Source organism: Marinomonas sp. (assembly GCF_039940335.1).
Taxonomy (GTDB): Bacteria; Pseudomonadota; Gammaproteobacteria; order Pseudomonadales; family Marinomonadaceae; genus Marinomonas.
Genome location: NZ_JBDVGW010000013.1, coordinates 126,986 through 151,743 on the forward strand (window position 1 = coordinate 126,986; position 24,758 = coordinate 151,743).

Sequence of the window (24,758 nt, forward strand, 5' to 3'; positions counted from 1 at the left end):
TAATCCTACCGTTATTCTCTGTATTTCTTATAGTTCTCCGCCTGCTCTAACACACTCTTATATACGTCATCGTTGGCGACTGGTGGGAATCCGTATTTATGTAGTAGGAGGATTAAATCTACTTTGAGTGTGGCTTTGATGTCATCGCGTTTGGCGAAGTCTGGGTATTTGGCAACGTCATCCACAATCACTTTCATGGCCTTAGCCAATTCAATAAGCTTCTCTTCATCGTAACTAAAGTCGTATTTCTTCTGCATGTGTTCGAGTATGTCGAAGAAAGCTTTCTCTATCTGGTCAATACCGAGTTCAGCAAAAGAGCCCATTTCTTTTGCCATGTCATAAACCATGTCGGTCATTTCTTGACTGAAAGTATCAAACTCTTCGCCATTCAGTTCGTCGTTTTCTCGACGTTCATTGTATTGCTCTACCAAAGCTTCAAAGCGCGAAGAAAAGTCCATTCCTTTCACTTGGTTCACTTTTTTAAACTCACCAATGGCTTTTTGCAGCATTTTTTGCAGTAGTTGAATCTTAGTATTAGGCAATTTGATTTTGTTAATCCGTGCCAGATACTCTTCGTCAAAGATGTCGATGGCCTCAGCTTTGTCTTCCCCAATGGTATAGATTTCTTCTACGCCATCGGCTCGTAGTGCTTCGGCAATCAACTCTCGTACACGCTTATTCATTTGCGCTGTGTCAGGCGCGTCTCCTTTGGTGAGTTTAAAAATAATCGAGCGCACGGAGATATAAAAATGAATCAAATTACGTTCACCTTGATCAATACGGTCACTGGCACAACAAATGTCGTACGCTGCTTTTAGGCGCTTCACCAAGCCCATAAAGCGGTTTTCGCCCTTCTTAGTTTGCAAGACAAATTCCGCACCTTGATTTAAGCATTCCAATTGCAAACGCGGTTCATCGCTAAAATACGGCGACACATCAAAATCGTGGAACATTTGTCTGAGCAGATCCAAGTGGTTTTTCACTTCCACAACCGATAAATTCACATCCTCCATACTGGTCGTATCGGCCTTCGAATACATTGCCAACGCTTTGTTCATTCGCGATTTAATGCCAATATAATCGACAACTAAGCCTTTTTCTTTGCCTTCAAATTTACGGTTCACTCGTGAAATGGTTTGAATTAAGTTGTGCTTTTGCAAAGGCTTATCAATATAAATGGTATCCAGCTCTGGCACGTCAAATCCGGTTAACCACATGTCCACCACTATGGCGATTTTAAAGTTGGACTTTGCATTTTTAAATTGACGATCCAGTTCTTTACGATGCTCTTTTGTGCCGACTAATCCATATAAATCGGCTTCGTCGTCTTTCCCTCGTGTCATCACCATTTGCACGCGCTCAAGCGCCATCAAGTCTTCTTGTTCTTTTTCGGACAGTTCAACATCATCCGCCGTTTGTCGTTTTTCAAACCAAACGGGACGAATCACTTTTACCGCTTTATAAAATTCGTAGGCAATTTCTCGATTGGAGCAAACGAACATGGCTTTACCCTGAATCGATGAACCATCGCTCACTCGACTTTCATAATGAAACACAAAGTCTTTGGCTAAAGCGTCAATGCGATCAGGGTCACCCAAAATGGCATTCATATTGGCAGAGGCTTTTTTACTTTCTTCTATTTGATGTTCACTGGAGCCTTCTGCAGCGCAATCGTCGTAATATTTTTCAACTTCCGCTAATTTGCTGTTGTCCAAAAAGACTTTTGCAGCGCGGCCTTCGTAGACAATACGAACCGTGATCTCATCGTTTACTGCTTCCGTCATGGTGTAGCTATCAATAGGATTACCAAACACATCCAGCGTGGCGTCAATCGGTGTGCCAGTGAAGCCAACGTAAGTGGCATGTGGTAAAGAGTCATGCAAATACTTGGCAAAACCGTAGGTTTCTTTAACGGAAATGGCTTTGCCTTCCTGATACTGGATCACGACTTTTTTATCGAGATTCACTTGGGAGCGATGGGCTTCGTCAGAGATACAAATAATATTGGTACGCTCAGAGAGTAATTGCAGGTCTTCGGTAAACTTATGGATGGTCGTCAGAAACACACCACCGCTTTTAATGCCTTGCAACTTAGCGCGTAAGTCTTCACGACTGGTGACAGACACAACCGTTTCGTCGCCAATGTAATTGGTCGCGTCTTCAAACTGCTTAGAAAGCTGATCGTCCAAATCGGTACGATCCGTGATTAAGACAATGGTGGGGCTTTCAAAATCGATGCTCTTCATCATCAAGCGACACAAAAACTGCATGGTGTAGCTTTTGCCGCAACCCGTCGCACCAAAGTAAGTGCCGCCCTTGCCGGAACCTTGGGGTTTGCGTTCTTTTAAAATATTAAAATACAGCTTGCGAGCGGCGTAATACTGAGGATAACGACAACAGACCTTGATTTCTTTTTTGGTGGTGTCGGGAAAGAAGACAAAATTCTTCGCCACATCTAACAAGCGAGTCTTGTTAAACAAACCGTGAATCATGGTGTAAAGGGAATTAATGCCGTCTTTTTCGGCAGACTCAAAACCCGTTTCTTTGCGCCACGCATAATAATATTCATAAGGCGCAAACAGGTTACCGAGCTTATTATTCACGCCATCACTAATGATAGTAAAAGCGTTAAAAACAAAAAGTTGTGGAATGTCTTTTTTGTAACGAATACAAATTTGCTTCCAAGCATCATAAACCGTAGCGTCTTTCACCCTAATGGCGGATTTAAACTCAAACACCACCAGCGGTAAGCCATTCACATAGAGAATGCCATCCGGAATACGTAATTGCCCATCCACCCCTTCGATGTCTAACTGGTTTACCAGCTTATAAATGTTTGCATCGGTTGGTATGTTTGGCTTGTTTGCCTGTAAATGCTCGTAGCCAAGTGCGGCTTCTGCAACCTTTGGTAATTCTGTTAACGCCCCCAGTGGCGTATTAAACAGTTCAGCTAAGGCAAGATTAAGGTGTTGAGTGTCGATCAACTCAATGTACAAATCTTTCTGATTACGGTCTTCCCGCTTAAACAAGAAACCATTGGCTAACCAATGGCAAAAAGTCTTGTTACTTTGGTATAAATCACTGGCAGGTAAACTTTGCAATTGGCGGACAATAGACTCTATTTCACTGGGGGTAATGCCGTCTTGGCGATACTGACTAGAAAGGTATTCGCGAAGGTCATCCAGTATCAACACTTGCGATGGCTGTGCTCGCTCAACATTTTGCCCCAGAACATGAGGAAAGCCCTGCTCTGCGAGTAAATCGATAATGGCTTGTTCTAATTTCGCTTCGGTAAATTTAATGTCGCCTACTGCTGCCAACATACTTCCAAATTCCTTTTATTTCCCTGTCATGCTATTTATTTACAGTCTCACTTTACACTAAGCCAAGCAAGCTTTTTGCTTTTACTTCATGAGAATACAAGCCATGGTTTTTTTGAAGCCATTTCTAAGTCTAATACCTCAATAGAACTTAGCTGGATACGGATCTTTAAATTCATTTTCTTCTGAAGACTCGGGCTGTTTTAAATAGCTCTGCCATTCATACGACTTCTCTGTACCTATTTGTGAATCGTCATCATCTAATAAACATTTGTCTAACTTACTTTCTGCCTTCATTTTACGCTCTAGGAAAGAAGCCAGCTGATCTTCATCAAATGAATGCTCTAAATACGGAAAGTTTATTCTCAATTCACTATGCTGTTGATCTTTATACTGGCGATTCACTTTGCCGAATAAGCGATCTATACGACCTACACGTTGTTCGTGACTCCCAGGACTGCCAGCCAGGCCATAATGATGCACCTCATTACACTGAAGGTGTAAATTGACACCCTCTTGAAAAACCGACGTCGCCACCAGCACATTCGGATAAAAAGGCGTATTAAACCCAAGTTGTAAATTTTTTCTATTAGAGCTTTCACCACTCGCATAGGCAGCAGGAGAGCTGTGCGCTTTAAGCTCATGCCAGTCATTCTCTATGTTATCTAACGCCACACGAGCAACCTTTCTACACACATCCTCAAACGTTGTCAGTGCCGCTTTGAAATACCACAGAAGCATTGAATCTGACAGTTGGCTTTCAGAATGCTCGATGAAATCCTCATAACGCTGTTGGGCACTTTCACCACGCTTATGCAAACTTACATCGTTATCAAACCAATATAACCAACAAAAGAGCTCGACCATAACAGGGCTGGCAAACAAAACACCCGCTTTAAAATAGTTTGCAAAGTTTTCTTTGGTTAATGGGTCCCAGCTATTTAGTGTACTTTTTTCTTTATCGTTCAAATTATTGACTAAGTACTTCCAGATAGTGGGCAATGGCTTTTCTTTCTTTTCCACATCATCTTTAGAGTCAGTAACTTCAAATGAATACTTCTTAGCGCGCTGATAAAATGCCGCTGTCGCGTACATCGCTCGATTACGCGGACTACTCTGAGCCTCCCAAAAATAAGGATAATCTTCCTCCAGATAATCCAAAGCGGGTTCCAAAAACATAGAAAAAATACTTTCAGGCTTTCTAAAGCGCAGCGCGATATTCGTACACACCGTGTTCTGAGTTTCCTGCAGATTTGTTTCATCACGCTTTTTAACAACGAACAATTCGGTTATCCGTGACCGTAAATAGTTATCACTGTTATTCGACTGATCAAGATCATCGCCGTCTTCTTTTTCATCTGACAAGGCATCTTGTTCGGTAGGAGCACCTTCTTTCTTGAACTGATTGTTCAGCCAAACCCGACTCCACTGAGTACTCTGCCATGCTTTCTGCTGTTCTGGGCTTAACCCAAGTGCCTTGGATATTTGATCACCCAATGCCGTGTCGTAGCGTGAATTAATCCGCTTGGTAAGCTCCCTAACAGAAGGAATACGACGGACAAATACAAGGTGTTTAATATTATCCAGCTTTGTGTGATTCAGTTGATTTGGAACAAAATGATCCACTAAGGCTTTGTATTTTGGATGTTCTGGAAACGCTCCAAAACATTCATAATATTCTCGACTCAAACAAGCCAGAAGCTTAGTGTCTGCCGCTTCCTTAAACGCATTATTAGTCTTTTCTTTGTCCTGCTTCTTTTTTTTCGCTTGTTTAGCTTTATCAGCTTGATCTTTATCCTCGCCAAAGGATTCAAACCCTTCAAGATAACCATAGAGAAACTGTCGATTAGCTCCCTTGCCTTGAACTTTCCTCACTAATTCCCGTTGATAAAGCCCGAAGAAGAGCTCTGCGTTCTGATTCCCAGAAAAAGAAACAGGGAGTACAGTCTCTTTACGATAATGTTGTTTGGCATAATGACGACCACTAGCGCCTTCTAAAAGACGGTGCCGTCTTAATCCGTACTTCGTTAACAGGTCTGATGCATCATAAGGCGCTTGAGTTTCACTGTTTTTCAATTCACTGTCAGGGGCAAAATAACCGAGGATATTGGCGACATCATTCACGGATGAATGGGTAGGCGTTGCTGTCATCAGCAACACTTGCTTTGCCAGCGCTTTGCCCCCTTCGCCAAAAAACGCTTTTGCGGCGGCCACTCTTTGCGAGCCGCCTTCTATATTTCGTAAATAATGGGCCTCATCGATCACTAAAAGATCAAACCCTTCCCCACCTAAAGACTCCATCACTGAATTCTTTAGTCTTTTAGCTTCACGCTCTGCCTGTTCAACTTTTACATCCTCTTTGTTTTCACTGTCCGCTAAGCCACTAAAAGAATGAATCGTCGTAAAGTAAACATGACGCTCTTTATCGATCAAGTTAACCATGTCTTCAAGCTGGGATTGAGGCTCTGCGATCTTAAGAAGCTCTGTACTGCCTCCGCGCCAATGACTTTTCGCGAATGTATCAAACTCCCCTATCCATTGATTACAGAGATCTTTATTGGGGGCAATCACCAATATTTTGGCATTCGATTTTACCTGCTGTAACAGGCGAATAATCCCAATGGCTTGAAAGGTTTTTCCCATGCCCACTTCATCAGCGAGTAAGGCAAGACCATGCTGATGCAACAATCGACATAAGTAAGCGACACCCTCTGCTTGCTTGGCCGCCATAGAATGGTTTTGATCCGCTTTGTATGTCCAATCTGTATCACCTTCTACAAAACTCATCTGAGCTGATACTTCTTGAGGGGTAATCCTTGCCCAATTAGATAGTGTCATAACCACTCTTTTTCTTGATCAATTTACGATATTCATGACTGCCTATGTCCTCTGCTTTATCCAAGTCGCAGAGACTAAGCGCACTTAAGCGCTTCTCTAAGCTTGGTGCTTTCGCTTTACACTTAGCCAACTTAATTAATCGGTTAAACTCCTGCGCCATATACCAATTGAACACATTCATCTCTCGATCTAGCTCCGTCACGATTCTGTTCTTCATCTCAATGAGACACCCAGGAATGACAAAGCCATACTGCTCAATCATGACGTCTGACTTCGACAACTCAATGCGCTTCTCGTATTCATGCATCGCTTGAAACATTCGGAAATAACTTAACGCCGAAGGCGCTGATTGGGAATCCAAAGAGCTTTCTTCTTGCTCAATGAGCAAATCATGGTCATTGTTTAAAATACTCTCTCTCAATGAGGCATTTGGGTGATTCACAAGCGGTTGACCAGAGATCAAGCAGTCAAAAATTTCATCTAAAGATTCAAACTGCTCCACACGACGCATTAACGTGTTGCGCTCCACAATGAAGCCCCGACTTCGCTGATCATCATTTATAACCAACTCATAAGTGTGATTAACCAGTAATTCATTTGGTTCACTGGGCAATGTTTCATTGTGTTCAAAGACATTTTTTTCGTCGCTAAAGGTGAGCAATATGGGTTCGCTAATATCAGGCAGATGGACTTTTACGTCTCGTAAAGTTTGGCTCTCATCCACCTTTTCAGCGGTTAAGTGGTAAGTCAGAGTTTCCCAATCAAATGACACTCTCACATTGACAGGCAAAAGTTCAGCCACCTCAAGGGCGTGCTCGTTTACCTCCGAGTTGTCCATGAAATTACCTTCACCCATGACCAAAGAGTTTATCAGCACATCCGTTAATGGCTGGGTATGGTTAAACACCACACCGGCCTCAACATTCGCATGGCCAGATTCACCCTCTTCAAGTGCAATATTGGAACCTGGCGCCGTAAAGTTCCAAGAACCAATGGCCAATGTGTGCTCCGTCATCCAGACCTTAGCGTGGCACAGCTCACTGCGTTTATCTCGCTGAATAGGGTTTTTATAGAACTGTAGTTGGTGATTATTAATCTGGTCATTTAAGGAAGAAGACCACTCCGTACGCAGTTTGTTTTCAACCAAATCTGGAATCAAATGCACGGTCAACTCATCACTGGGATGGATGCTTCGAAGGCGATCTATAAACCCAGCTAAATCTCTCGGAAAGTAAGGCGACCACACCACAAGCTCCTTTGTATTTGGCGCATTCAAAAGATGCCCAAGAAGAGAAGTGTGTTCAGAGCCACGCTTTGCATCCAAAAAAGTATGCACAAAATACCAATCGGATGGGCTTAGCGCCTTTCTTAATGTTTTTCCAAACGTAAGTTGGTGTTCGATCCTATTAAGATTGAAAAGTGGTTCAAAAAAACGTTGTATTGCCTCTGCTTGATGGGCACATTCGACCTGATGAAAAGAGAAGACCTCTTGGTTCGTTGACCAGCCGCTTTGCGTTAAATTGACACTGCCTACCCCCAAAATAGCTTTGCCTTGATCGTCCTGCAGAAAGATCACCTTAGGGTGAAACAACGAATGCTTATCAAGGCGACTTTTCCTCACGCCAGTCATGGAAACCGGAGCAACGCCGTACACCTCTATTGCCGTGCGCTTAACATCATTGGCATCGTACATTCTCTGATCGGCAAACACTTTAACATCAATTCTCGGTGCCACTTTTCCATTGCCTGATACGGAACCATTAAGCTTTTGCTGCATCAGTTCAAAATCAATCCGACTTCGAGGAGGCTCCATTTCCAACAATGTAGACAAAACGTGACGTTCGAAAAAGTCCACATTCAGATTAAACGAGGTAAACCAAGCACGTTTTAGCGTCCCTAAACCTTTAATTTGCTGCGTTAAGGCATCCGTCATTTTAAATGTTTGCGTCATGACCCTTTCCTTCTAAGCCACGAATTAGCTGGCTAAATTGGTCAAGATAATACTTGTGATGCCAAGATTTATAGGGCCTTTTCACTGGCTCGGGAAGGCTTCGAAGCGTCACATAACATCGATAATTTCCCTGTCTGTCTTTTTCGACCCAAGGGCTTTGCCCTCTCTGCGCCATAATCTCACCATGATATTCAAGCAACCTATCCACTAAGGCCGTCATAGTGTGTTGGCTCTCCTCATGGCTCAGCTTACCCAACGATAGCAATGCGTTAAAACGCCTCGAAGCCGAGCCAGAAAAGGAACCGACAAGATGTGTTAATCTACTTGCCAGCGATATTATTGAGTCCACATGTCGCTTTAAACCACAGTAAGTATCGTAAACCTCTGTTTCTGTCTGAAGCTTCTGACTCATCAATACGGTAAACAACAGCTCACACTCCGCGAGAAACGGCTCCACTTGGCAAATATCATTGAGCTTCTTCTTTTCTTGCTCATCGGTTTCTAATTCAAGAGCGTGCTCAAAACACATTTGAGCAGAAGAATGGTCACAGCTTAATTCACTAATGGCCTGATAAAGTGAACCAGAGGCGTTTTGGTCCAGCGCCGTCACCTTCAACCAAAAGTCTTTGCTGTAACTTCCCACCACTTCAGAAGAAGCAAAGCAGGCAACATACTGGCGTTTTATGTCTTCGGGAATGTCTTGCCAAGCCACACTGGGTTTAGAATGCGTTTGTTTAATCAAGGTTTTTAAAAACGCAACGGACGTCTCGGCTAATTGGCGCAATCCGTTATGAGAGGAAATAAACGCCTGAGCGTTTTCCCATTGTGAAACAGAGTGAGGTTGATGGTAACGAAGCGCCTTATCAAAAAAGGATAATTCGATAAAAGGGGTTTTATATCGACCACTGACACCTAAAGTCAATTGCCGAACCAAAAGCTGCCCTTGTGGGTCACGGGTAAAAAGAAGAGGCGCGTTAGGAGTGCGTTTGGCCGTATCTTGAGAAATCTTTAAACGTGCGTTTGATGCGCCCAAAATACCTTGTGTTTGCACACCTTTGGTGGATTCTGCTGCCAGCATGGAAAAGACAAACACGTTTTCGAGAAAGATCAAACACGTTTGCTTGAAAGCCAAGCTGTCTATCTGTCCGTAAACTTTCTCTAGCTCGCCACTTAACTTGGCGTCGGTACTGTCGACCAAGCTTTTTATCACATAATGATGCACGAGATTGAGCGTGTAATTGCGCACATCATTCGAAATCGAGCTCACACGATTATTGAAAATGGCTTGACCCAAGCTAGACCAAATCATGGTCATGCCTAACGGGTCAATATTTAAAGATTGAGTGATGGTCTCATCGTACTCGGTAAAAAATTGATTAAGATACATACTCTAGCCTGCGCACTCCTTGCAGCAATAGCGAAAAAGCCATTATTCAATTACCGGCTGTAATACAACGCCAAATAGTCTTCTACATTTGGCGTTGTACCGTCCATTGACCGTCTCGTTTTACTCACCATCAAGCAAGCTTTTCGCCTGTTCCACTTCGGGAGAGTCCAACCGTAACTCACCTGAAATGAGTTTTGGAAGTAAGGTGTCTCTGATATCTTCAAGGTTATTACTCTCAGTATTATTCAACCTGACCTTTAAAAATATAGACCTTACATGCTCTTCAAATAGTTCATGGACAGAAGAATTCGCTTGCAGAATTTTAATAGAATTTAGTGAATTGATTGTAATCGCTTGTTGTGTCGTTCCAATTTTAATAGATTCAATAATTTCTTTCCCATGAGAACTCTTAAACCATTCAATAAAATAATGAGGAATAAAAAGATCATGATATGCTTTTATCCAAGTAAGATTTCCATCTTTAAAATAGAAACGATCACTTTTTTCAACAAGGTAAGTGTTACCAATTGTTCCCACAGAAGTGATTAAAATATCGCCTTCTTTAGGTACTCCATATTTATCCTGAAACTCGTTAAAGCGATCTTCACTTATGAAAATATCACTCTGAACTCTTCGCCCTTTTGAAAGTTCAGATATCTCTTTACCTCTATAAAATGGAATCCCTTTATCTTGATATTCTTTAGAAAAAATTCGTTTAGATGATGATATATCAACTAATTTTTTTAATGCTTTAATTCCCCACCCCTTCGGAATCCAGCCAAGTTCACTGTCTTCAAATTCACTGGGGAAAAGCTGTCGGACGTCATCTGGTAGAGGTTGAAAGTCATCGCTGGCGCGAGCGGCTTGGCGACGTGCGGCACGTTCAGCTAGAGCGTTTGGAATGGGATTGCCAGCGTCTAAGGCGTTGTCGATCACAGGATCAAAATCCACAAACCAAGACTTAAACAAAGCTTGCGCCATTTGTTCTAGGGTTTGGTTAATTTGGCTATTAAGTTCTATTTTATTTTCTATATCAGAAAGAATTTTAGAAATCTTAATCTGTATGCTTTTAGGTGGCTCAGGTATCTTAAACTTAGGAATATCACGACACTTAAGGCTTTCAAAAATTGCACCAGGATTCAGGTATTTTGCAACCTCGTTCCACCATTCTCTTCCTTGTACAGCCCAACGAAGATACTCTGGGTGCATTCGATTACCTGTTGGCCGTAATAAAACTAAATTTTGCCCTAATGCGAACTTTGATTCTTTTGGAACATAAACTGTTTCACCAGAGTTACATCTTCTCGACAAAATAACATCCCCGTACATGGGGTTTGCTTTTCTTGTCCACTTTAAAAAGTCGTCTTCTGAAATCAATCTTGGATTAGCTGAAAAATTAATTTTACCCCGATCCATTTGAGGAATTCCTATATAAGGGACTCCTTTTTCAACAGCTTTAGGAGTCTTATGGTCGCAATCTATTAATTCGACACCTAGCTCCATTAAAGAAGTTTTTTTCCAGCTACTCCCCATAACCCAGCCCCTCTAAATTCTTGCGAATGGCTTTGTCCAATTCTTCCGCTTGGTTCATTTGGCTGTAGAGGGTTTGGCTGAGTTCGCGCATTTTGACTTCGAACGGGATGCCGTCGTCTTCTATGTCGGCCGCGCCCACGTAGCGACCCGGTGTCAGAACATAATCGTTGGTCTTGATGTCTTCTAGGGTGGCGGATTTGCAGAAGCCAGCCGTGTCTTGGTATTCACTGATTTTGCAATCGCCGCTTGCCACACGCTGTTTTAACGCCTCGTCGCTACTGCGCCATGCGTGGAAGGTGTCGGCGATTTTCGCGAGGTCGTCCACGGTAAGGTCTTTGTGTACACGACTTATCATGGAGCCCATTTCACGAGCGTCGATAAAGAGAGTTTCAGTTTCGCGGTTACGAAAGCCTTTGGCGGTATTGGCGGTTTTGTCTTTGCTGATGATCCACAAGCAAACAGGAATTTGTGTGGTGTAAAACAATTGCCCCGGTAAAGCGATCATGCATTCTACGCGGTCGTTTTCGACCAGTTGTTGGCGTATCTCGCCTTCCCCTGAGGTATTGGAACTCATGGAACCGTTTGCCAGTACAAAGCCTGCGGTGCCGGTTTCGCTCAGTTTCGAGAGCATGTGCAAAATCCAACCGTAGTTGGCGTTGCCCGTTGGCGGCGTACGATAGCCTGCAAAACGTGGGTCGTCTGTAAGTTCTGCGTCACTGCGCCAGTCTTTTAGGTTAAAAGGCGGGTTCGCCATGATGTAATCGGCTTTTAGATCAGGGTGCTGATCCGAGAAAAAGGTGTCCGCTGGTTTCTCACCCAAATTGCCCGATAAGCCCCGAATCGCCAAGTTCATTTTCGCCAGTTTGTAAGTGGTCGAGGTAAGCTCTTGTCCATAAATAGCGATGTCTTTGCTGCGGCCTTCATGCTCTTTGACAAACTTCAGCGATTGCACAAACATGCCGCCAGAACCACAACAAGGGTCATACACTGTGCCTTGGTAGGGTTCGAGCATTTGCGCTAATAAGGTGACGACGGATTTGGGCGTGTAGAATTCGCCACCGCCCTTGCCTTCTGTGGCCGCAAATTTACCCAAGAAGTATTCGTACACTCGGCCTACTAAATCTTCTTCTGTGGTGTCGCATTCGTTGGCGAGCGTGTCGATGTTCTCGATACTGTCGATCAAGGATGCAAGCTTCTTCACTTCCAAGTTTTGGCGTGAAAAGTAGTTGTCTGGCAGCGCGCCTTTCAGACTTGGGTTGTTCTTTTCAATGGTCGCTAAGGCGGAATCGATAATCACCGCGATATCGTCTTGCTTGGCACGCACTTTTACATAAGACCAGCGCGTTTCTTCTGGCAAATAGAAGATGTTGTCTTGCTGGTAAAACTCTTTCATCTCGATGAAGGCTTCTTGACCGTCGTCTAACATCTGCTGACGACGGGCTTCGAATTTATCACTGATGAATTTAAGGAACACTAAGCTCAATACAACGTGTTTGTATTCGGAGGATTCAACACTGCCACGCAACTGATTGGCGGTATCCCATAAGGTTTCTTCAAAGCCTTTGTTTGGCTTTTTCTTGGTTGGGGATATTTTTGTTGGAGATGCTTTAGGTTTAGCGGATGTATTCGCAGAGGAATTTGGGGTTTCCATGGTGTTTTCTTTCTCCATTGGCAAGTAAGTAGTTTACTTGAATTTAATCCGTGTAAATGAATGTAACCATACTACTTGATTATCTTTATCGATGGGAGACTTAGCCTTGTATCTTACCGAGCTTTTTAAGCGTCTTATCAATCCATGCTGACTTGGCTTTAAGTGCAACAAATGCCTGTTTATGAGTTGTATTCAGCCCTTGGCCTAGATAGTATATTTTGTATTATAAATACAAGTGTAATCTGTTCGAGAATCTATGAAAAAGCTATTTAAATCCCTGTACGACTCGTTAAATGCCAATCAATCTAAGGCTTCTCAATGGAAGGCCTTTGTCACTACAGCCCATGAGTATCTTTCCAAGCGTCAAAAAAGTCTGATCAAAGAATACAAGATTGGCGATTACGAGCGTTTTGATTGGGACCAAGAAAATGGCACCTTGGTGTTTTCTAACCATGACAAGCCTGTGGTGATCGCCAAGGTGCAGTTTGTCGGTTCCCTTTCTAACCAAACCAAAACGTGGTTGTGGTCTTGGGCCAATGGAGTGTTTCTTGAAAATGTAAAAAACCGCATGGATCTGGTCAAAGAATACGGGGAAGAGCATCGCTATAAAGAGCTTACCAAGGCCAAATGGTATGCCAACGAAGCCGAAGGCTGGGACATGACATCCATTACTGCGTATTTGCTAAAAGCCAAAGGCGCCTATCGCACCAGTGCTGAGAACGGCTATACCTATATGGTCATTACCGATATTCACTGGGCAAAAGACGCCAAATAGCCGCTAGTCTTCACGCTTTTTTGCTAACAGCATAAAACGCTTGTGAATACGTCGAGTTGCCCACCATACCCCACCAACCACGATGGGAACACTAATGCCAATGGCGAGGCTTTTGTCAAATTGCAGACCTTTGTTGTAGGCAGCCTCGATCAGGAATTTTAATAAGCCCACACTGTAATAACTGATCGCGGCAACAGACAATCCTTCTACTGTGTGTTGCATTGCCAGCTGGATTTTCGAGCGTCGATCCATGGAGGTTAGTAGGTGTTGGTTCTGGCTCTGAATGCTCATTTCTACTCGTGTACGCATCATGTCAGAGACGCGGTCAATGCGCTTCGATAAGCTTTCAAGATGGTCACCGGTGGCGTTACAGGTTCTTACCGCGGGCGTTAGCCTGCGAGTCATAAATTCCGTGATGGTTAGGTGACCTGACACTTCGTCTTCTTTTAGTTCATCCAATCGCTTCACAACCAAATCATGGTAGGCACGGGTGGCGCTAAAGCGGTAGCTGGTTTTTGCTCGTGCCGCTTCTACCCAAGCCGCCATGTCGATCAGTTCTCCAAGTAAAGCTGAGTCGTCTAGGGTGTCATTAGGTTCCGCCAGATCATTGGTGATTTTTGCCAGCTTGTTGTCCATTTCGACCAATTGGGCGGTGTATTTACGCGCTAAGGGCAGGGCTAATAAACACATGAGGCGATAGGTTTCGATTTCCACTACCCTAAGCACCATACGCCCTAGTTGGCTGTCACTCATGCTTTTGTTGTAGATTAAGAAACGGCCACAACCATCGCTATGGAGCTGAAAGCTAGTCCATACCTGTGCATCGCCATTTTGTGGTCGACTACCTACGAGGCGCATACCTTCAAATTGCTCTTTGACATAGCTTAGCTCTGGTTCTGGAGTCTCCCTTGCATCCGCAATTACAAGATGAAAGGCCCCTATCACTAACCCTGGAATATTCTGCAGCCAGTCTTGCGGCAATTTTGACAAAGGATTTTCTTCGAAAGGTACTTTATCATCGACATTCGTCCTCATGACCATATAGGACGTAAATTCGGAGTGTTTATCGCGCCTTACTGTTAAGCCCTGGCAGACTAACTCGTAACAAGCACCATCTTGTGACGGCGGCTGTAGATTGAAGCGTTCATACAAAGCACAGAAGTTGGCAAACTCTTGCTCCTTCTGATCAGGTTTTATCATCACTGCCAAATAACTAATGTGAGCAGGGCTAGGAATCACTTGGAATGGTCGCGAGTGCAATTCCGCGTACAGAGCATTGCGCAATGGATGGATATCCAAACCGTATGCGTTATTGGTATGCTTCACAATTAAGTCCTACTGCTAATTCTTTAGCCGTAAATGATTCGCTGAAATCCCTTTGATTGCAACCTTAGATACGTCTAAACTGACTGAAGGCTTTATACAATCCAGACATTTTATTGTCTCACCAATGGCTTTACACTCAAGGAAAGAGACTATGTATAAGTTTCAACTCAGCCTTTTTTGCCCGAACCTCATAGTAAGTAGTGCTGTGTTGATGACATTTTTTGCTACCAATGCCAATGCCATGGATTTGATAGCATTCGGTAACGCTTGTTTAGTGAAAGAGGCTCAGCTAACAGCCACGAAAGAAACATTAGATGCTTTAACTTCTGAAACACGGCAAAAAAGATCACAAAGCAACGCCCAATCAGGTCAATTAGACAGTGTGATCGTAGAATTGACCGACTTGCAAGATGTGATGGATGAATGCCAAGAGGTGGACAGAAACAGCAGCTATTGCCACCAAATTCGTATTCGCTATAACCGTTTAGTCGATTTAGAAACAGATTTACGCTTACAGCTAACCCAACAAGACAGTGCGATATTTGATGATGATTTAGCCATGGAGAAAACGCTAAATACGGCAAAATATGAAAGCCAACATGCGAACTTCATCGCCCGTTGTCGGGATTCAGATACTCACTATCAATTACTTAATGACCCCAACGCCTACGAAAGTGTTTGCCTTAAACCCGATGCCAAACAGAGTATTACCTGCTCACTTTTCTAATCATTCAGGCTTGTTTTTGGCGTTGGTACTTTTGCGTGACTCACCTGCACCAGCTTATCCATCGAAAACCCCAGCGACATGGCTTCTCTTAAAATGCGTTGCTGGTCTCCTACTGGCATTTGAGGGCGACGAGATAACAACCAGAAAAACTCTTTATTAGGGCCCGCAATCGTCGCGTATTGGGGGTTGCGACTGTCGAGCTCAAATATGACATAGGCGCCATAAAATGGCCCAAAGAAAGACACTTTCAAGTGCCCAGCATTGGAAGAAGCAACATAGCTGGCTTTCCCCCGAGCTTCGCGCCAATCACGATCTAAAGCAGAATAGCCTTTATTAAGCACAGTAATAGTGTCATCTTTTTGCAGGCTATAGGTGGCTGTCACGTTAGTGAGCCCCTCTTCAAAGGCATGATCTTGACGTACGATTTCGTACCAAGTTCCTAAGAAGGGCTGTATTTTTTGTTCCTGAATAGGGTCTAACCTATTAGATTGACTGGAGCAGGCGATCAAACCAAATGTCATTACGTACACTAGCCATTTCATGCCCTGCTCCCATCTCATTTTGGTGAGTAGAATGGTTATTGCCTCATGCTTTGGCATCACCCTCACCTTGAATGACTACATCCTAGTACATTTTAGCAAGCTAGGGATAGCCTTGTGGTTTGGGATAAATCAGCTACACATCATCAATTTGTCATAAACGCCAAGCATCATGGAGGTTATTTTCCTGTGTAAGGTACTGTTTTGCTTATCCGCCAATTTAGACGTGTTGCAACCACTCCCCCAAGGCGTCGCCTCACCAGCAAGAATGTCACCATCAATTTAAACAGCAAACAAGCCATTGGCAGTGTACATTCACAATATCTATCTTTTTCGATTGATATCTCAGTCTTGGCGGGAGGCTTTTGGTGGGAAGGTGGCACTGGCAGTAAACGCGGTTTAGGCACAGAACGAGTACCACCACTGGATTTAGATCAGCCTCAGCTCGATAAACTGGTCTCCGCCTTAGGACCCGCTTTTGTTCGAGTTGGCGGCTCGGAAGCGGATAAAGTGGCATACTTTACCTCTGTGTCTAAGCAAGACACCAAAGCCGATGCACTGAATCTCAGCCAAGAAATGTGGCACGGCTTACACGATTTCTGCCAACGCAATGCATTAGACCTCATGTTCACCTTCAAATACGGTTTGTTTTCACGTCTTCGCCATGGTCGCTGGCAAGACGATCAAGTTCGTGCTCTTTTAGAATACAGTCAGCAACACCAACAAAACATTGCAGTGTGTGAACTGGGGAATGAGTTAAATGCTTATTGGGCGTTCCATGGCTTAACCGCCCAACCCAGCGCTTATAAACTGGCACAAGATTACGGTACTTTCATCAAGACGATACGACAGTATTCGCCAAACAGTCTTATTGCGGGGCCGGGCAGTGCTTTTTGGCCAAAAATTGGCGAGACCATTCGCCCTATTAGCAATCTGACTGCTCCCTTTTTAAGTCACTTACCTGCTCCCATTGATATTGTTAGCTGGCATTACTACCCTTTTCAAAGTAGCCGCTCACCGGTGAAAACCCGTGCCGCAACGTTACGGAATCTGCTCAACCCCAAGTGTTTCTTGGACTATCAGAAGTACTGCGGTGAACTGAGTGTGCAACGTAATAAATATTGGCCAAAAGCTCAATTATGGACAGGAGAAACCGGCTCAGCTCAGTGCGGTGGACAAAAGAAACTTTCAGACCGTTTTGTATCGTCTTTCTGGTGGGCGGATCAATTAGGCCGTGGTGCTAAGCTAGGGCAACAAGTCATGGTCAGGCAAAGCCTAATTGGTGGCGATTATGCGCTGATCAATCGGCGTAACCTAAAGCCAAACCCAGATTATTGGGTAAGCTGGCTGTGGAACAAGCTTATGGGACAAGACGTTTACGATGTGAGCAGCAGTGATCCGCAAGTGTTGGTGTATTGTCATAAAGCGAAGAAATTAGATAAATGCACCCTGCTGATTATTAATATGTCAGCCAGCCCAAAGATCATTCAGGCTCAGCACTTTGGTGCTAAAAAACGCCGTTACGAGCTAACGGCAGACAGCTTGACCAGTAAGAAAGTGCGCATAAACGGTATTCGCCCCAAGTTCAAAAACGCCAAAGTAAAGCTGAAGGATTTTCCTAAGCTTTCCAAACTGAATATCGTCAGCCCCTATAGCATTAACTTTTGGTGCTTTGAAATGTGAGCCTCGTTTGGGGCTATCGCAAGCTGGCCCCAACTCGTGTGACAAGGTAAATACCAAAACACACCAGTAATAAAGCAATGAGATTTTTCCATTCTAAGAAGGCTTCTTGCAAAAAAAGCCCAGAGAGCAAGGTCCCAAAGATTGGGATCAGGAAGTTAAAAATCGTGATCATGCCCACAGGGTTGTATTTAAGTAGCAAGCTCCACACCGCAAACGCGATAGACGAAAGCAAAGCCAGATACATGAGCAATGCTGTCGTCGAGAAACCAAAGGTCCCAGATTGACCACCTAATCCATACCCTACCACCAGCAAGATAAAGCCGCCTATGGTCAACTGCCAAGCGGTCATTTGCATGGCATCCATATTTTGCGACACACGTTTTCCGTAAATAGAAGCCGCCGCCAAGATGAAGGCGGCAAACACCACCGCCCCCTCTCCCGCTAAGGTGAAATCGATGGATAACAATGAGTCACTAAAGTTCACCATAAAGACGCCAGCAAAACCCACTAAACAACCGACTAACTTACGCTGGTTGAGCTTATCGTTGTGATACAAATAGTGAGCAAGAATGACGCTAAAGAAAGTGCCAGTGGCATTCATGATCGAGGCTTTAACGCCTGTGGTGTTCGCCACACCAATATAGAAAAAAACATATTGCAAACAGGTTTGCGTAGCACCCAACAGGCTAAGCTGACGGACGTTCTGCCAATTCAAAGGTAAGCTGGGACGCTTAAGGAGCTTATTAATAACGATAAGAAACAGCCCTGCTAACAAAAAGCGCATGCCAGCAAAAACCATTAAAGAAGGGACATCTCCTTTAGGAATATTCAGTAGCTCATAACCGGATTTTATGGCTGGATATGAGCTTCCCCAAAGTATGGTGCACAATACTGCACAGGCAAATACCACATACCGGCGAGTAAAAAAATCACTGTTCCCTTGCATACCTATCCCTATTAACTACAAAGCTATTTGAAGCAGGCATTATACTCAGCAAAGCAAAGGGGTAAAGGCTCTTCTTTTAGCGCCTAACGTCCTGACCACGAAGATTAGAGAATGGCGATACCTGGCTCTTCAATTAGACTTTTCGCATCCGTTCTTTCAAGAATTTTCACTAAAGCTGACTGGATAGATTCGTCTTCTTTAACATTGCTGCCCGTGAAACTTTGTTCTTGGGCCTCTGCGCCTTCTTCTAGGGTAAAAGCAATGGTGACCTTGGTGGCCAATTCTGCCGTTTCACCATAATAAGACAATGACAGTAACGGGTAGCCTTTAAAACCCATTTTGGCTTTTTTGGCCAAACGCTTTTTTGCTTTATCTAAATTCATAATGGTCCTTATCGTTGTTATATCGTCATTTTACAACGCAAACAACTTATCGAAGGGAAGGAAAATAAAGTTAGCCACAGCCAGCAATAAAATACTGAACAGGGTAATTTGCATACCTAACTTACGGTATTTTAAGGTATTGGATAAGATCCCTTTAGCGTGCAAAAAGCGCCCAAAGACTAAAGCCAGACCAAATACATGTAGCAACGCGTTGGGACCACCATTGAGCTCGAGAGCAAACAATAAAATTAGAGCAATTGGGATGGTTTCAGTGGCATTCGAATGCGCAGACCGCGCAACGACTAATGTGTCTACTCCACCATCACCATGTGCAACTTGGTTTTTCAAACGTGCCTTCACCACGTTAATCACCAACCAACAAATCCAAATGGCCAAAACTGACGCATATAAGGCTGTAATCATTTTTATTACCTTCCGACATGACATTAAGTTGATATGGTTAACATTCTACCCCAATGCTTTACGAAGGTATCCAATAATTGATTACTTGATCCCACCTCAAAGGAGATAACTAAAAACAAAAAAGCCCTACCATAAAATATGATAGGGCTTTGATCACATTAGCACTGGAATACTAACCGTGAAGTCTCAGAGATTATTTAAGATCGAAACGATCCAACTCCATTACTTTGGTCCAAGCTTTCACAAAGTCGATCACAAAACGTTGTTGTGAATCTTGGCAAGCGTACACTTCAGCAAGGGCTCTTAGCTGTGAGTTAGAGCCGAATACTAGATCTGCACGGGTTGCTGTCCATTTCACTTCACCTGTCACGCGATCACGACCTTCAAACTCACTCTCAGCAGGAGAAGTCGCCTGCCATTGAGTTGCCATGTCTAACAAGTTAACAAAGAAATCGTTACTTAAAGTTTCAGGCTGATCCGTGAGCACACCGTGCTTAGAACCGTCTGTGTTCGCGCCTAGTACGCGTAATCCTGCCACCAGTACTGTCATTTCAGGTGCAGACAAGGTTAGTAATTGCGCACGGTCTAACAACATTTCTTCGGTAGACGTTGTGTACTGACCTGCTTGGTAGTTACGGAAACCCTCAGCAATTGGCTCAAGTACAGCAAAAGACTCGACATCGGTTTGCTCTTGTGTCGCATCACCTCGACCCGGTGTGAAAGGTACTTCAAGCTCAATACCGGCTGCTTTCGCGCCTTTTTCAACACCAACGGAACCGGCAAGAACAATCAAGTCAGCCAAAGAAACCGTTTTGTCACTATCGCGATTAAATTCCGCTTGAATGGCTTCAAGAGAACTCAATACACTCGCTAGTTGCTCAGGCTGGTTAACGGCCCAATCTTTCTGTGGCGCAAGGCGGATACGTGCACCGTTTGCACCACCACGCATATCGGAGCCACGGTAAGTCGAGGCAGAAGCCCAAGCGGTAGAGACCAACTGAGACACAGATAAACCAGAACCCATAATACGCGCTTTCAAATCCGTAATTTCTTCCGCGCCAATTTGTTCACCCGTTACTGCAGGAATCGGGTCTTGCCAAATAAGCTCTTCTTGCGGAACCAAAGGCCCTAAGTAACGAGCTAGTGGCCCCATGTCACGGTGAGTCAACTTGAACCAAGCGCGAGCAAAGGCATCCGCTAGGGCTTCAGGGTTCTCATAGAAGTGACGAGAAATTGGCGCGTAAATTGGATCATCACGTAGAGCCAAATCCGATGTAAACATCATAGGTGCATGGCGTTTTGTTGCATCGTGAGCATCAGGCACACTGTTTGAACCAGCTGTACCTTTTGGCGACCACTGCCACGCGCCTGCAGGGCTCTTGGTTAATTCCCATTCGTAGTCGAATAGGTTTTCAAAGAAGCCGTTGTCCCATTTGATTGGATCTTTTGTCCAAGCCCCTTCAAGGCCACTACTAATAGTGTCTGCGCCATTACCCGTACCCTGTGAGTTGCTCCAACCAAAACCTTGCTCAGTAATGCCCGCCGCTTCTGGGTCTGCGCCAACTTGTGCCGCATCGCCTGCACCGTGAGCTTTACCGAACGTGTGGCCACCAGCAATCAAAGCAACGGTTTCTTCGTCGTTCATCCCCATGCGACCAAAGGTATCGCGAATATCACGGGCAGAAGCCAATGTGTCAGGCTTACCGTCTGGACCTTCTGGGTTGACGTAGATCAAGCCCATTTGTACGGCAGCTAGAGGGTCTTCTAAGTCGCGGTCACCACTGTAACGGCTGTCTTTACCGCCACTTTCTTCTAGCCAAGTGCCCTCTTTACCCCAGTAGATGTCGTTTTCTGGTTCCCAAACGTCAACACGGCCACCAGCGAAACCAAAGGTTTTAAAGCCCATAGATTCCAGTGCACAGTTACCTGCAAGTATCATTAAATCTGCCCAAGAAATCTTACGGCCATATTTTTGCTTGATCGGCCAAAGTAGACGACGCGCTTTATCAAGGTTGACGTTATCTGGCCAGCTGTTTAGTGGCGCAAAACGCTGAGTACCCGACGTCGCGCCACCACGACCGTCTGCAGTACGGTAAGTACCTGCGCTGTGCCATGCCATGCGAATCATAAAGGGTCCGTAATGACCGTAATCGGCAGGCCACCAATCTTGAGAATCTGTCATCAAGGCATACAGATCCTTACGCAAGGCTTCAAGGTCTAAACTTTCAAATGCTTCCGCATAGTCAAAGTCTTCGCCCATAGGATTTGAATTGACAGAATGCTGATGCAAAATGCTCACATCTAATTGGTTTGGCCACCAATCTTTATTGGACATGCCACGACCAGCCGCTTGGTTATTGCCTTTACTGCCGTGGTTAAACGGACATTTACTTTCGCTAGACATTTATATCTCTCCTGCTTTTTTAACTTTGTTAAGTCTGTAGTGATAGTTATAGCCGCTAGGATATTGGTTTTCTAATAAATTTATCCTAACAAGACGATAGTCGCCTTGCCCTTCCACAGTGCAAAGCAAAACTATGACTCCCCCTGTTGCTCAGTTGTCTCCTTTTCATAACTCTTTCCAAGAACAAACATAGACGAGAGATTCACGGCTATCCACATAATGAAGCCATCACTTTGTATAGTTTGCATAAGGTTTTGCTGGAATGTTTGTACATCTGGCTACAAAGACCTTTGTTAGTCCGTAAGCTAAGGATTTGGTTCATTAGTTGCTAGAGATTAACGGTATCTTTTATGTAACCTGCGAAGGAAAAAATAATGAAGCCATCAGACTTTCCATTGAGTGAAGTGCCAAAAAGCGAGCGCCAAGGCTTACTGCCTATGGCTGTCATCCTATTAGGTTTTACCTTTTTTACCGCCACGATGTGGGCGGGTGGAACATTAGGCAAAGCTTTTTCGTTTAGCGAATTATTGCTGGTGATCTTAGTCGGTAATTTATTATTGGGCGCCTACGCTTCAGCACTGGCCTACATTGCCTTTAAAAGTGGCTTGAACAGTGTCTTGATGGCACGCTTTAGTTTTGGTGAGTTAGGCAGTAAGTTATCCGATTTTATTTTAGGCTTCACCCAAATTGGCTGGTACGCCTGGGGCACAGCAACCTTGGCCATTGTCTTGGTTAAAGTAACGGGGATCAGCGAAACTTGGCAGACCCCTTTGATGGTACTGTTTGGGCTGGCCTTTTGTATCACCGCAGTCATTGGTGTTCGAGGCATAGATCTTATTTCCAGGATTGCAGTTCCTAGTATGCTTATTTTCATTTTGATTAGCTTATTCACTGGTTTTGTAGACATTGGTGGTATTGGAGAGCTACTTAATTTAGCGCCAAGTGAAAGCATGAGCTTTGCCAGTGCCATCACCATTATTATCGGTACCTTCGTTAGTGGCGCGACTCAAGCCACTAACTGGAGCCGTTTCGCCAGCAGTGGCAAGATTGCCGTTTGGGCCACAATGGCCGCCTTTTTTATCGGTAACGGTTTAATGGTTCTCACTGGCGCGCTCGGTACTTTAATTTATCAGCAAGCCGATATTGTAGATGTGATGCTCGCTCAAGGTTTTATGGTACTGGCGGTTTTAATGTTGTTCATGAATATCTGGACCACTCAAGACAATACCATTTACAACTTTTCAGCTGCAGGTTGTAACTTACTACGAACCGACAAACGTCGCTTGATTACGCTCATCGGCGCGCTTATCGGGACGATCATGGCGATCTTTGGCATGTATAATTTCTTGATCCCCTTCCTAATTTTGCTGGGCACCTTTATCCCACCCATTGGCGGCGTGATCATGGCGGACTTTTGGGTCAAGCATAAAGGCCAATACCCAATCTTGAGCACGGCTCAAATTCCAGCCTTTAACTGGCTTGGTTTGGCGTCCTATGTGTTAGCGTCCGCGGCGGCTTATTTCTCTCCTGTGATGCCTCCTATCGTCGGAGTCGTCGTCGCTTTTGCTTGCTATAGCCTGTTAACATCAAAACTCTCAACCAACACAAAAGCGGTGCTTAATAATTAATGACCATTTGTTGTGCAGATATACCTCGCCTACCCGGCTTGGAGAACATTACCTTTAGAGCCGGATTACAAGGAGGCCAGCGCATTGTGCGTTGGCCTTATGTGGCTGAGAATGACACGATCCAACCATGGGTGAGCGGTGGCGAACTGGTATTTGTCACCGGCATTAACCATAAAAGAAGTGAAGAAAATCTTTGCCAGCTGGTGAGTGAAGCCATAGAAAGCCACGTGGCGGGTCTGGTGATCCTCACTGGCCCTGAGTTCATTCGAAAAATCCCCAAACAAGTAATCACTCTGGCGAACCAGCATAACTTGCCGATCTTAGAGCAACCCTATGATTTGAAAATGGTCTTGGTGACAGAGATCATCAGTAATGCCATTGTGCAGGATAACCTCTTAGGTAAATCGGTGCGCTTGTTCTTAACCAAGCTGATTAATGGCCAAGCCCAAGCTCCAGAGCTCATTCATTTACGGGCGGGAGAGCTTGGTATTCGTGACTCACGCGCTTTTTCCACCTTAGCCATTCGCTTACGCGATACACCTACCGCAAACAATGATCCGCAAGCCCTATTAAAGGCACGACAAGCCCTTGAGCAACAAATTAGTGAGTTACTTAAACGTCGAGGCATTGATTGGCCAGTCTTGAATTATCAGCAGGATTTTCTTGCTATTTGGCCCGTGGATGATGATCAAACCGCCGACCTTTACCACGAACTTGAACGCATGCTAAGCCTTCTACAAAAAAGTTTTAACGATGTAGATGTTTGTATGGGCGTCAGTGATTTACAGCACGATTTACATACTCTGTCTGTTGCTACGGACCAAGCTCGGCAAGCCTTACAATTTGCGGTCAAGCATCAGCACAAAACCTTGTTTTTCTATGAGCAGCTGGGCATTGCCAAACTCTTTGCCGCGGTGCCTCAAAGAAACTTACTCGCGGATTTTTGTAAGCAATATCTAGGGGAGTTATGTTTTGAAAAAGACCCGGCCACCTTAGAAATGAAAGTCACGCTCAATCATTACTTTAACCATTTTGGTCATCAACAGCAGACCGCCGATGCTATGGGCATTCACCGTAATACGCTAAGTTACCGCCTTAATAAAATTGAACAACGGCTTGGTTATTCTCTACAAGACCCTTTTTTACGTCTAAACCTACAGAACGCTCTATTAATGGAACAAGTCCTTTTTCATCACCATAGTATTGATGAGCAGAGCCTAGTTACCGATTATTCTAAGTGAGAT

General features: G+C 44.3%; 17 protein-coding genes. 5 read left to right on the forward strand and 12 right to left on the reverse strand.

Annotation, left to right across the window (positions count from 1 at the left end; genetic code table 11):
- Nucleotides 1-11: 11 nt before the first annotated feature.
- The 6 genes from ABJF92_RS10250 to ABJF92_RS10275 all read right to left on the reverse strand — a co-directional run bounded on the left by ABJF92_RS10250 (nt 12) and on the right by ABJF92_RS10275 (nt 12,680).
- Nucleotides 12-3,323, reverse strand: a complete 3,312-nt coding sequence (locus tag ABJF92_RS10250) for a type I restriction endonuclease subunit R (RefSeq protein WP_446815700.1) — start codon at nt 3,321-3,323, stop codon at nt 12-14.
- 138 nt (nt 3,324-3,461) lie between these two features.
- Nucleotides 3,462-6,158 carry a DEAD/DEAH box helicase gene (locus ABJF92_RS10255; protein WP_446815701.1) on the reverse strand — a complete coding sequence of 899 codons (2,697 nt, stop codon included), beginning with the start codon at nt 6,156-6,158 and terminating at the stop codon, nt 3,462-3,464.
- Nucleotides 6,145-8,109 (reverse strand): hypothetical protein, encoded by a 1,965-nt coding sequence (locus tag ABJF92_RS10260; protein WP_446815702.1) that lies wholly within the window; start codon nt 8,107-8,109, stop codon nt 6,145-6,147. The genes ABJF92_RS10255 and ABJF92_RS10260 overlap by 14 nt, the downstream gene beginning before the upstream one ends.
- On the reverse strand, nt 8,093-9,496 hold the full coding sequence (locus ABJF92_RS10265; RefSeq protein WP_446815703.1) for a hypothetical protein: 1,404 nt from the start codon (nt 9,494-9,496) through the stop codon (nt 8,093-8,095). Before ABJF92_RS10265 ends, ABJF92_RS10260 begins: the two co-directional genes overlap by 17 nt.
- A 120-nt stretch (nt 9,497-9,616) precedes the next feature.
- Complete coding sequence (locus ABJF92_RS10270; RefSeq protein ID WP_446815704.1) at nt 9,617-11,029, reverse strand: restriction endonuclease subunit S; 1,413 nt, start codon at nt 11,027-11,029, stop codon at nt 9,617-9,619.
- Nucleotides 11,019-12,680: an N-6 DNA methylase gene (locus ABJF92_RS10275; protein ID WP_446815705.1), complete on the reverse strand. Its 1,662-nt coding sequence runs from the start codon at nt 12,678-12,680 to the stop codon at nt 11,019-11,021. The genes ABJF92_RS10270 and ABJF92_RS10275 overlap by 11 nt, the downstream gene beginning before the upstream one ends.
- 256 nt (nt 12,681-12,936) lie before the next feature.
- Between ABJF92_RS10275 and ABJF92_RS10280 the strand changes: the two genes are divergently transcribed.
- Nucleotides 12,937-13,455 carry a DUF6882 domain-containing protein gene (locus ABJF92_RS10280; protein WP_446815706.1) on the forward strand — a complete coding sequence of 173 codons (519 nt, stop codon included), beginning with the start codon at nt 12,937-12,939 and terminating at the stop codon, nt 13,453-13,455.
- 3 nt (nt 13,456-13,458) lie between these two features.
- Here the strand turns inward: ABJF92_RS10280 and ABJF92_RS10285 are convergent, their stop codons facing one another.
- Complete coding sequence (locus ABJF92_RS10285; RefSeq protein ID WP_446815707.1) at nt 13,459-14,781, reverse strand: DUF3422 family protein; 1,323 nt, start codon at nt 14,779-14,781, stop codon at nt 13,459-13,461.
- A gap of 151 nt (nt 14,782-14,932) precedes the next feature.
- Here ABJF92_RS10285 and ABJF92_RS10290 point away from each other — a divergent pair, with 151 nt between their 5' ends.
- Nucleotides 14,933-15,508, forward strand: coding sequence for a hypothetical protein (locus ABJF92_RS10290; RefSeq protein ID WP_446815708.1), 576 nt, complete (start codon nt 14,933-14,935; stop codon nt 15,506-15,508).
- On the opposite strand, the gene ABJF92_RS10295 is transcribed toward ABJF92_RS10290, so the two are convergent.
- On the reverse strand, nt 15,505-16,050 hold the full coding sequence (locus ABJF92_RS10295) for a lipocalin family protein (protein WP_446815709.1): 546 nt from the start codon (nt 16,048-16,050) through the stop codon (nt 15,505-15,507). The two genes, ABJF92_RS10290 and ABJF92_RS10295, sit on opposite strands and share 4 nt — an antisense overlap.
- A gap of 201 nt (nt 16,051-16,251) precedes the next feature.
- Here ABJF92_RS10295 and ABJF92_RS10300 point away from each other — a divergent pair, with 201 nt between their 5' ends.
- Nucleotides 16,252-17,730: a glycoside hydrolase gene (locus tag ABJF92_RS10300; protein ID WP_446815710.1), complete on the forward strand. Its 1,479-nt coding sequence runs from the start codon at nt 16,252-16,254 to the stop codon at nt 17,728-17,730.
- A 13-nt stretch (nt 17,731-17,743) separates the two neighbouring features.
- Here the strand turns inward: ABJF92_RS10300 and ABJF92_RS10305 are convergent, their stop codons facing one another.
- The 4 genes from ABJF92_RS10305 to katG all read right to left on the reverse strand — a co-directional run bounded on the left by ABJF92_RS10305 (nt 17,744) and on the right by katG (nt 21,886).
- On the reverse strand, nt 17,744-18,676 hold the full coding sequence (locus ABJF92_RS10305) for a DMT family transporter (RefSeq protein WP_446815711.1): 933 nt from the start codon (nt 18,674-18,676) through the stop codon (nt 17,744-17,746).
- 104 nt (nt 18,677-18,780) lie between these two features.
- On the reverse strand, nt 18,781-19,059 hold the full coding sequence (locus tag ABJF92_RS10310) for a hypothetical protein (protein WP_446815712.1): 279 nt from the start codon (nt 19,057-19,059) through the stop codon (nt 18,781-18,783).
- A gap of 30 nt (nt 19,060-19,089) precedes the next feature.
- Nucleotides 19,090-19,482 carry an MAPEG family protein gene (locus ABJF92_RS10315; protein ID WP_446815713.1) on the reverse strand — a complete coding sequence of 131 codons (393 nt, stop codon included), beginning with the start codon at nt 19,480-19,482 and terminating at the stop codon, nt 19,090-19,092.
- A 193-nt stretch (nt 19,483-19,675) separates the two neighbouring features.
- Nucleotides 19,676-21,886 (reverse strand): catalase/peroxidase HPI, encoded by a 2,211-nt coding sequence (katG, locus tag ABJF92_RS10320; RefSeq protein WP_446815714.1) that lies wholly within the window; start codon nt 21,884-21,886, stop codon nt 19,676-19,678.
- Between the two features lie 374 nt (nt 21,887-22,260).
- Here katG and codB point away from each other — a divergent pair, with 374 nt between their 5' ends.
- Nucleotides 22,261-23,514 (forward strand): cytosine permease, encoded by a 1,254-nt coding sequence (gene codB, locus ABJF92_RS10325; protein ID WP_446815715.1) that lies wholly within the window; start codon nt 22,261-22,263, stop codon nt 23,512-23,514.
- The gene (locus ABJF92_RS10330; RefSeq protein ID WP_446815716.1) at nt 23,514-24,755 is read left to right on the forward strand and encodes a PucR family transcriptional regulator; all 1,242 of its coding nucleotides are present in this window, start codon (nt 23,514-23,516) and stop codon (nt 24,753-24,755) included. Before codB ends, ABJF92_RS10330 begins: the two co-directional genes overlap by 1 nt.
- Nucleotides 24,756-24,758 lie beyond the last annotated feature (3 nt).

Coding starts and splice junctions, on each gene's coding strand:
- ABJF92_RS10250 (WP_446815700.1), bottom strand. CDS start 3,323: ATGTTGGCAGCAGTAGGCGACATTAAATTTACCGAAGCGAAATTAGAA.
- ABJF92_RS10295 (WP_446815709.1), bottom strand. CDS start 16,050: ATGAAATGGCTAGTGTACGTAATGACATTTGGTTTGATCGCCTGCTCC.
- katG (WP_446815714.1), bottom strand. CDS start 21,886: ATGTCTAGCGAAAGTAAATGTCCGTTTAACCACGGCAGTAAAGGCAAT.
- ABJF92_RS10265 (WP_446815703.1), bottom strand. CDS start 9,496: ATGTATCTTAATCAATTTTTTACCGAGTACGATGAGACCATCACTCAA.
- ABJF92_RS10260 (WP_446815702.1), bottom strand. CDS start 8,109: ATGACGCAAACATTTAAAATGACGGATGCCTTAACGCAGCAAATTAAA.
- ABJF92_RS10310 (WP_446815712.1), bottom strand. CDS start 19,059: ATGAATTTAGATAAAGCAAAAAAGCGTTTGGCCAAAAAAGCCAAAATG.
- ABJF92_RS10305 (WP_446815711.1), bottom strand. CDS start 18,676: ATGCAAGGGAACAGTGATTTTTTTACTCGCCGGTATGTGGTATTTGCC.
- ABJF92_RS10280 (WP_446815706.1), top strand. CDS start 12,937: ATGAAAAAGCTATTTAAATCCCTGTACGACTCGTTAAATGCCAATCAA.
- ABJF92_RS10270 (WP_446815704.1), bottom strand. CDS start 11,029: ATGGGGAGTAGCTGGAAAAAAACTTCTTTAATGGAGCTAGGTGTCGAA.
- ABJF92_RS10290 (WP_446815708.1), top strand. CDS start 14,933: ATGTATAAGTTTCAACTCAGCCTTTTTTGCCCGAACCTCATAGTAAGT.
- ABJF92_RS10315 (WP_446815713.1), bottom strand. CDS start 19,482: ATGATTACAGCCTTATATGCGTCAGTTTTGGCCATTTGGATTTGTTGG.
- codB (WP_446815715.1), top strand. CDS start 22,261: ATGAAGCCATCAGACTTTCCATTGAGTGAAGTGCCAAAAAGCGAGCGC.
- ABJF92_RS10330 (WP_446815716.1), top strand. CDS start 23,514: ATGACCATTTGTTGTGCAGATATACCTCGCCTACCCGGCTTGGAGAAC.
- ABJF92_RS10275 (WP_446815705.1), bottom strand. CDS start 12,680: ATGGAAACCCCAAATTCCTCTGCGAATACATCCGCTAAACCTAAAGCA.
- ABJF92_RS10255 (WP_446815701.1), bottom strand. CDS start 6,158: ATGACACTATCTAATTGGGCAAGGATTACCCCTCAAGAAGTATCAGCT.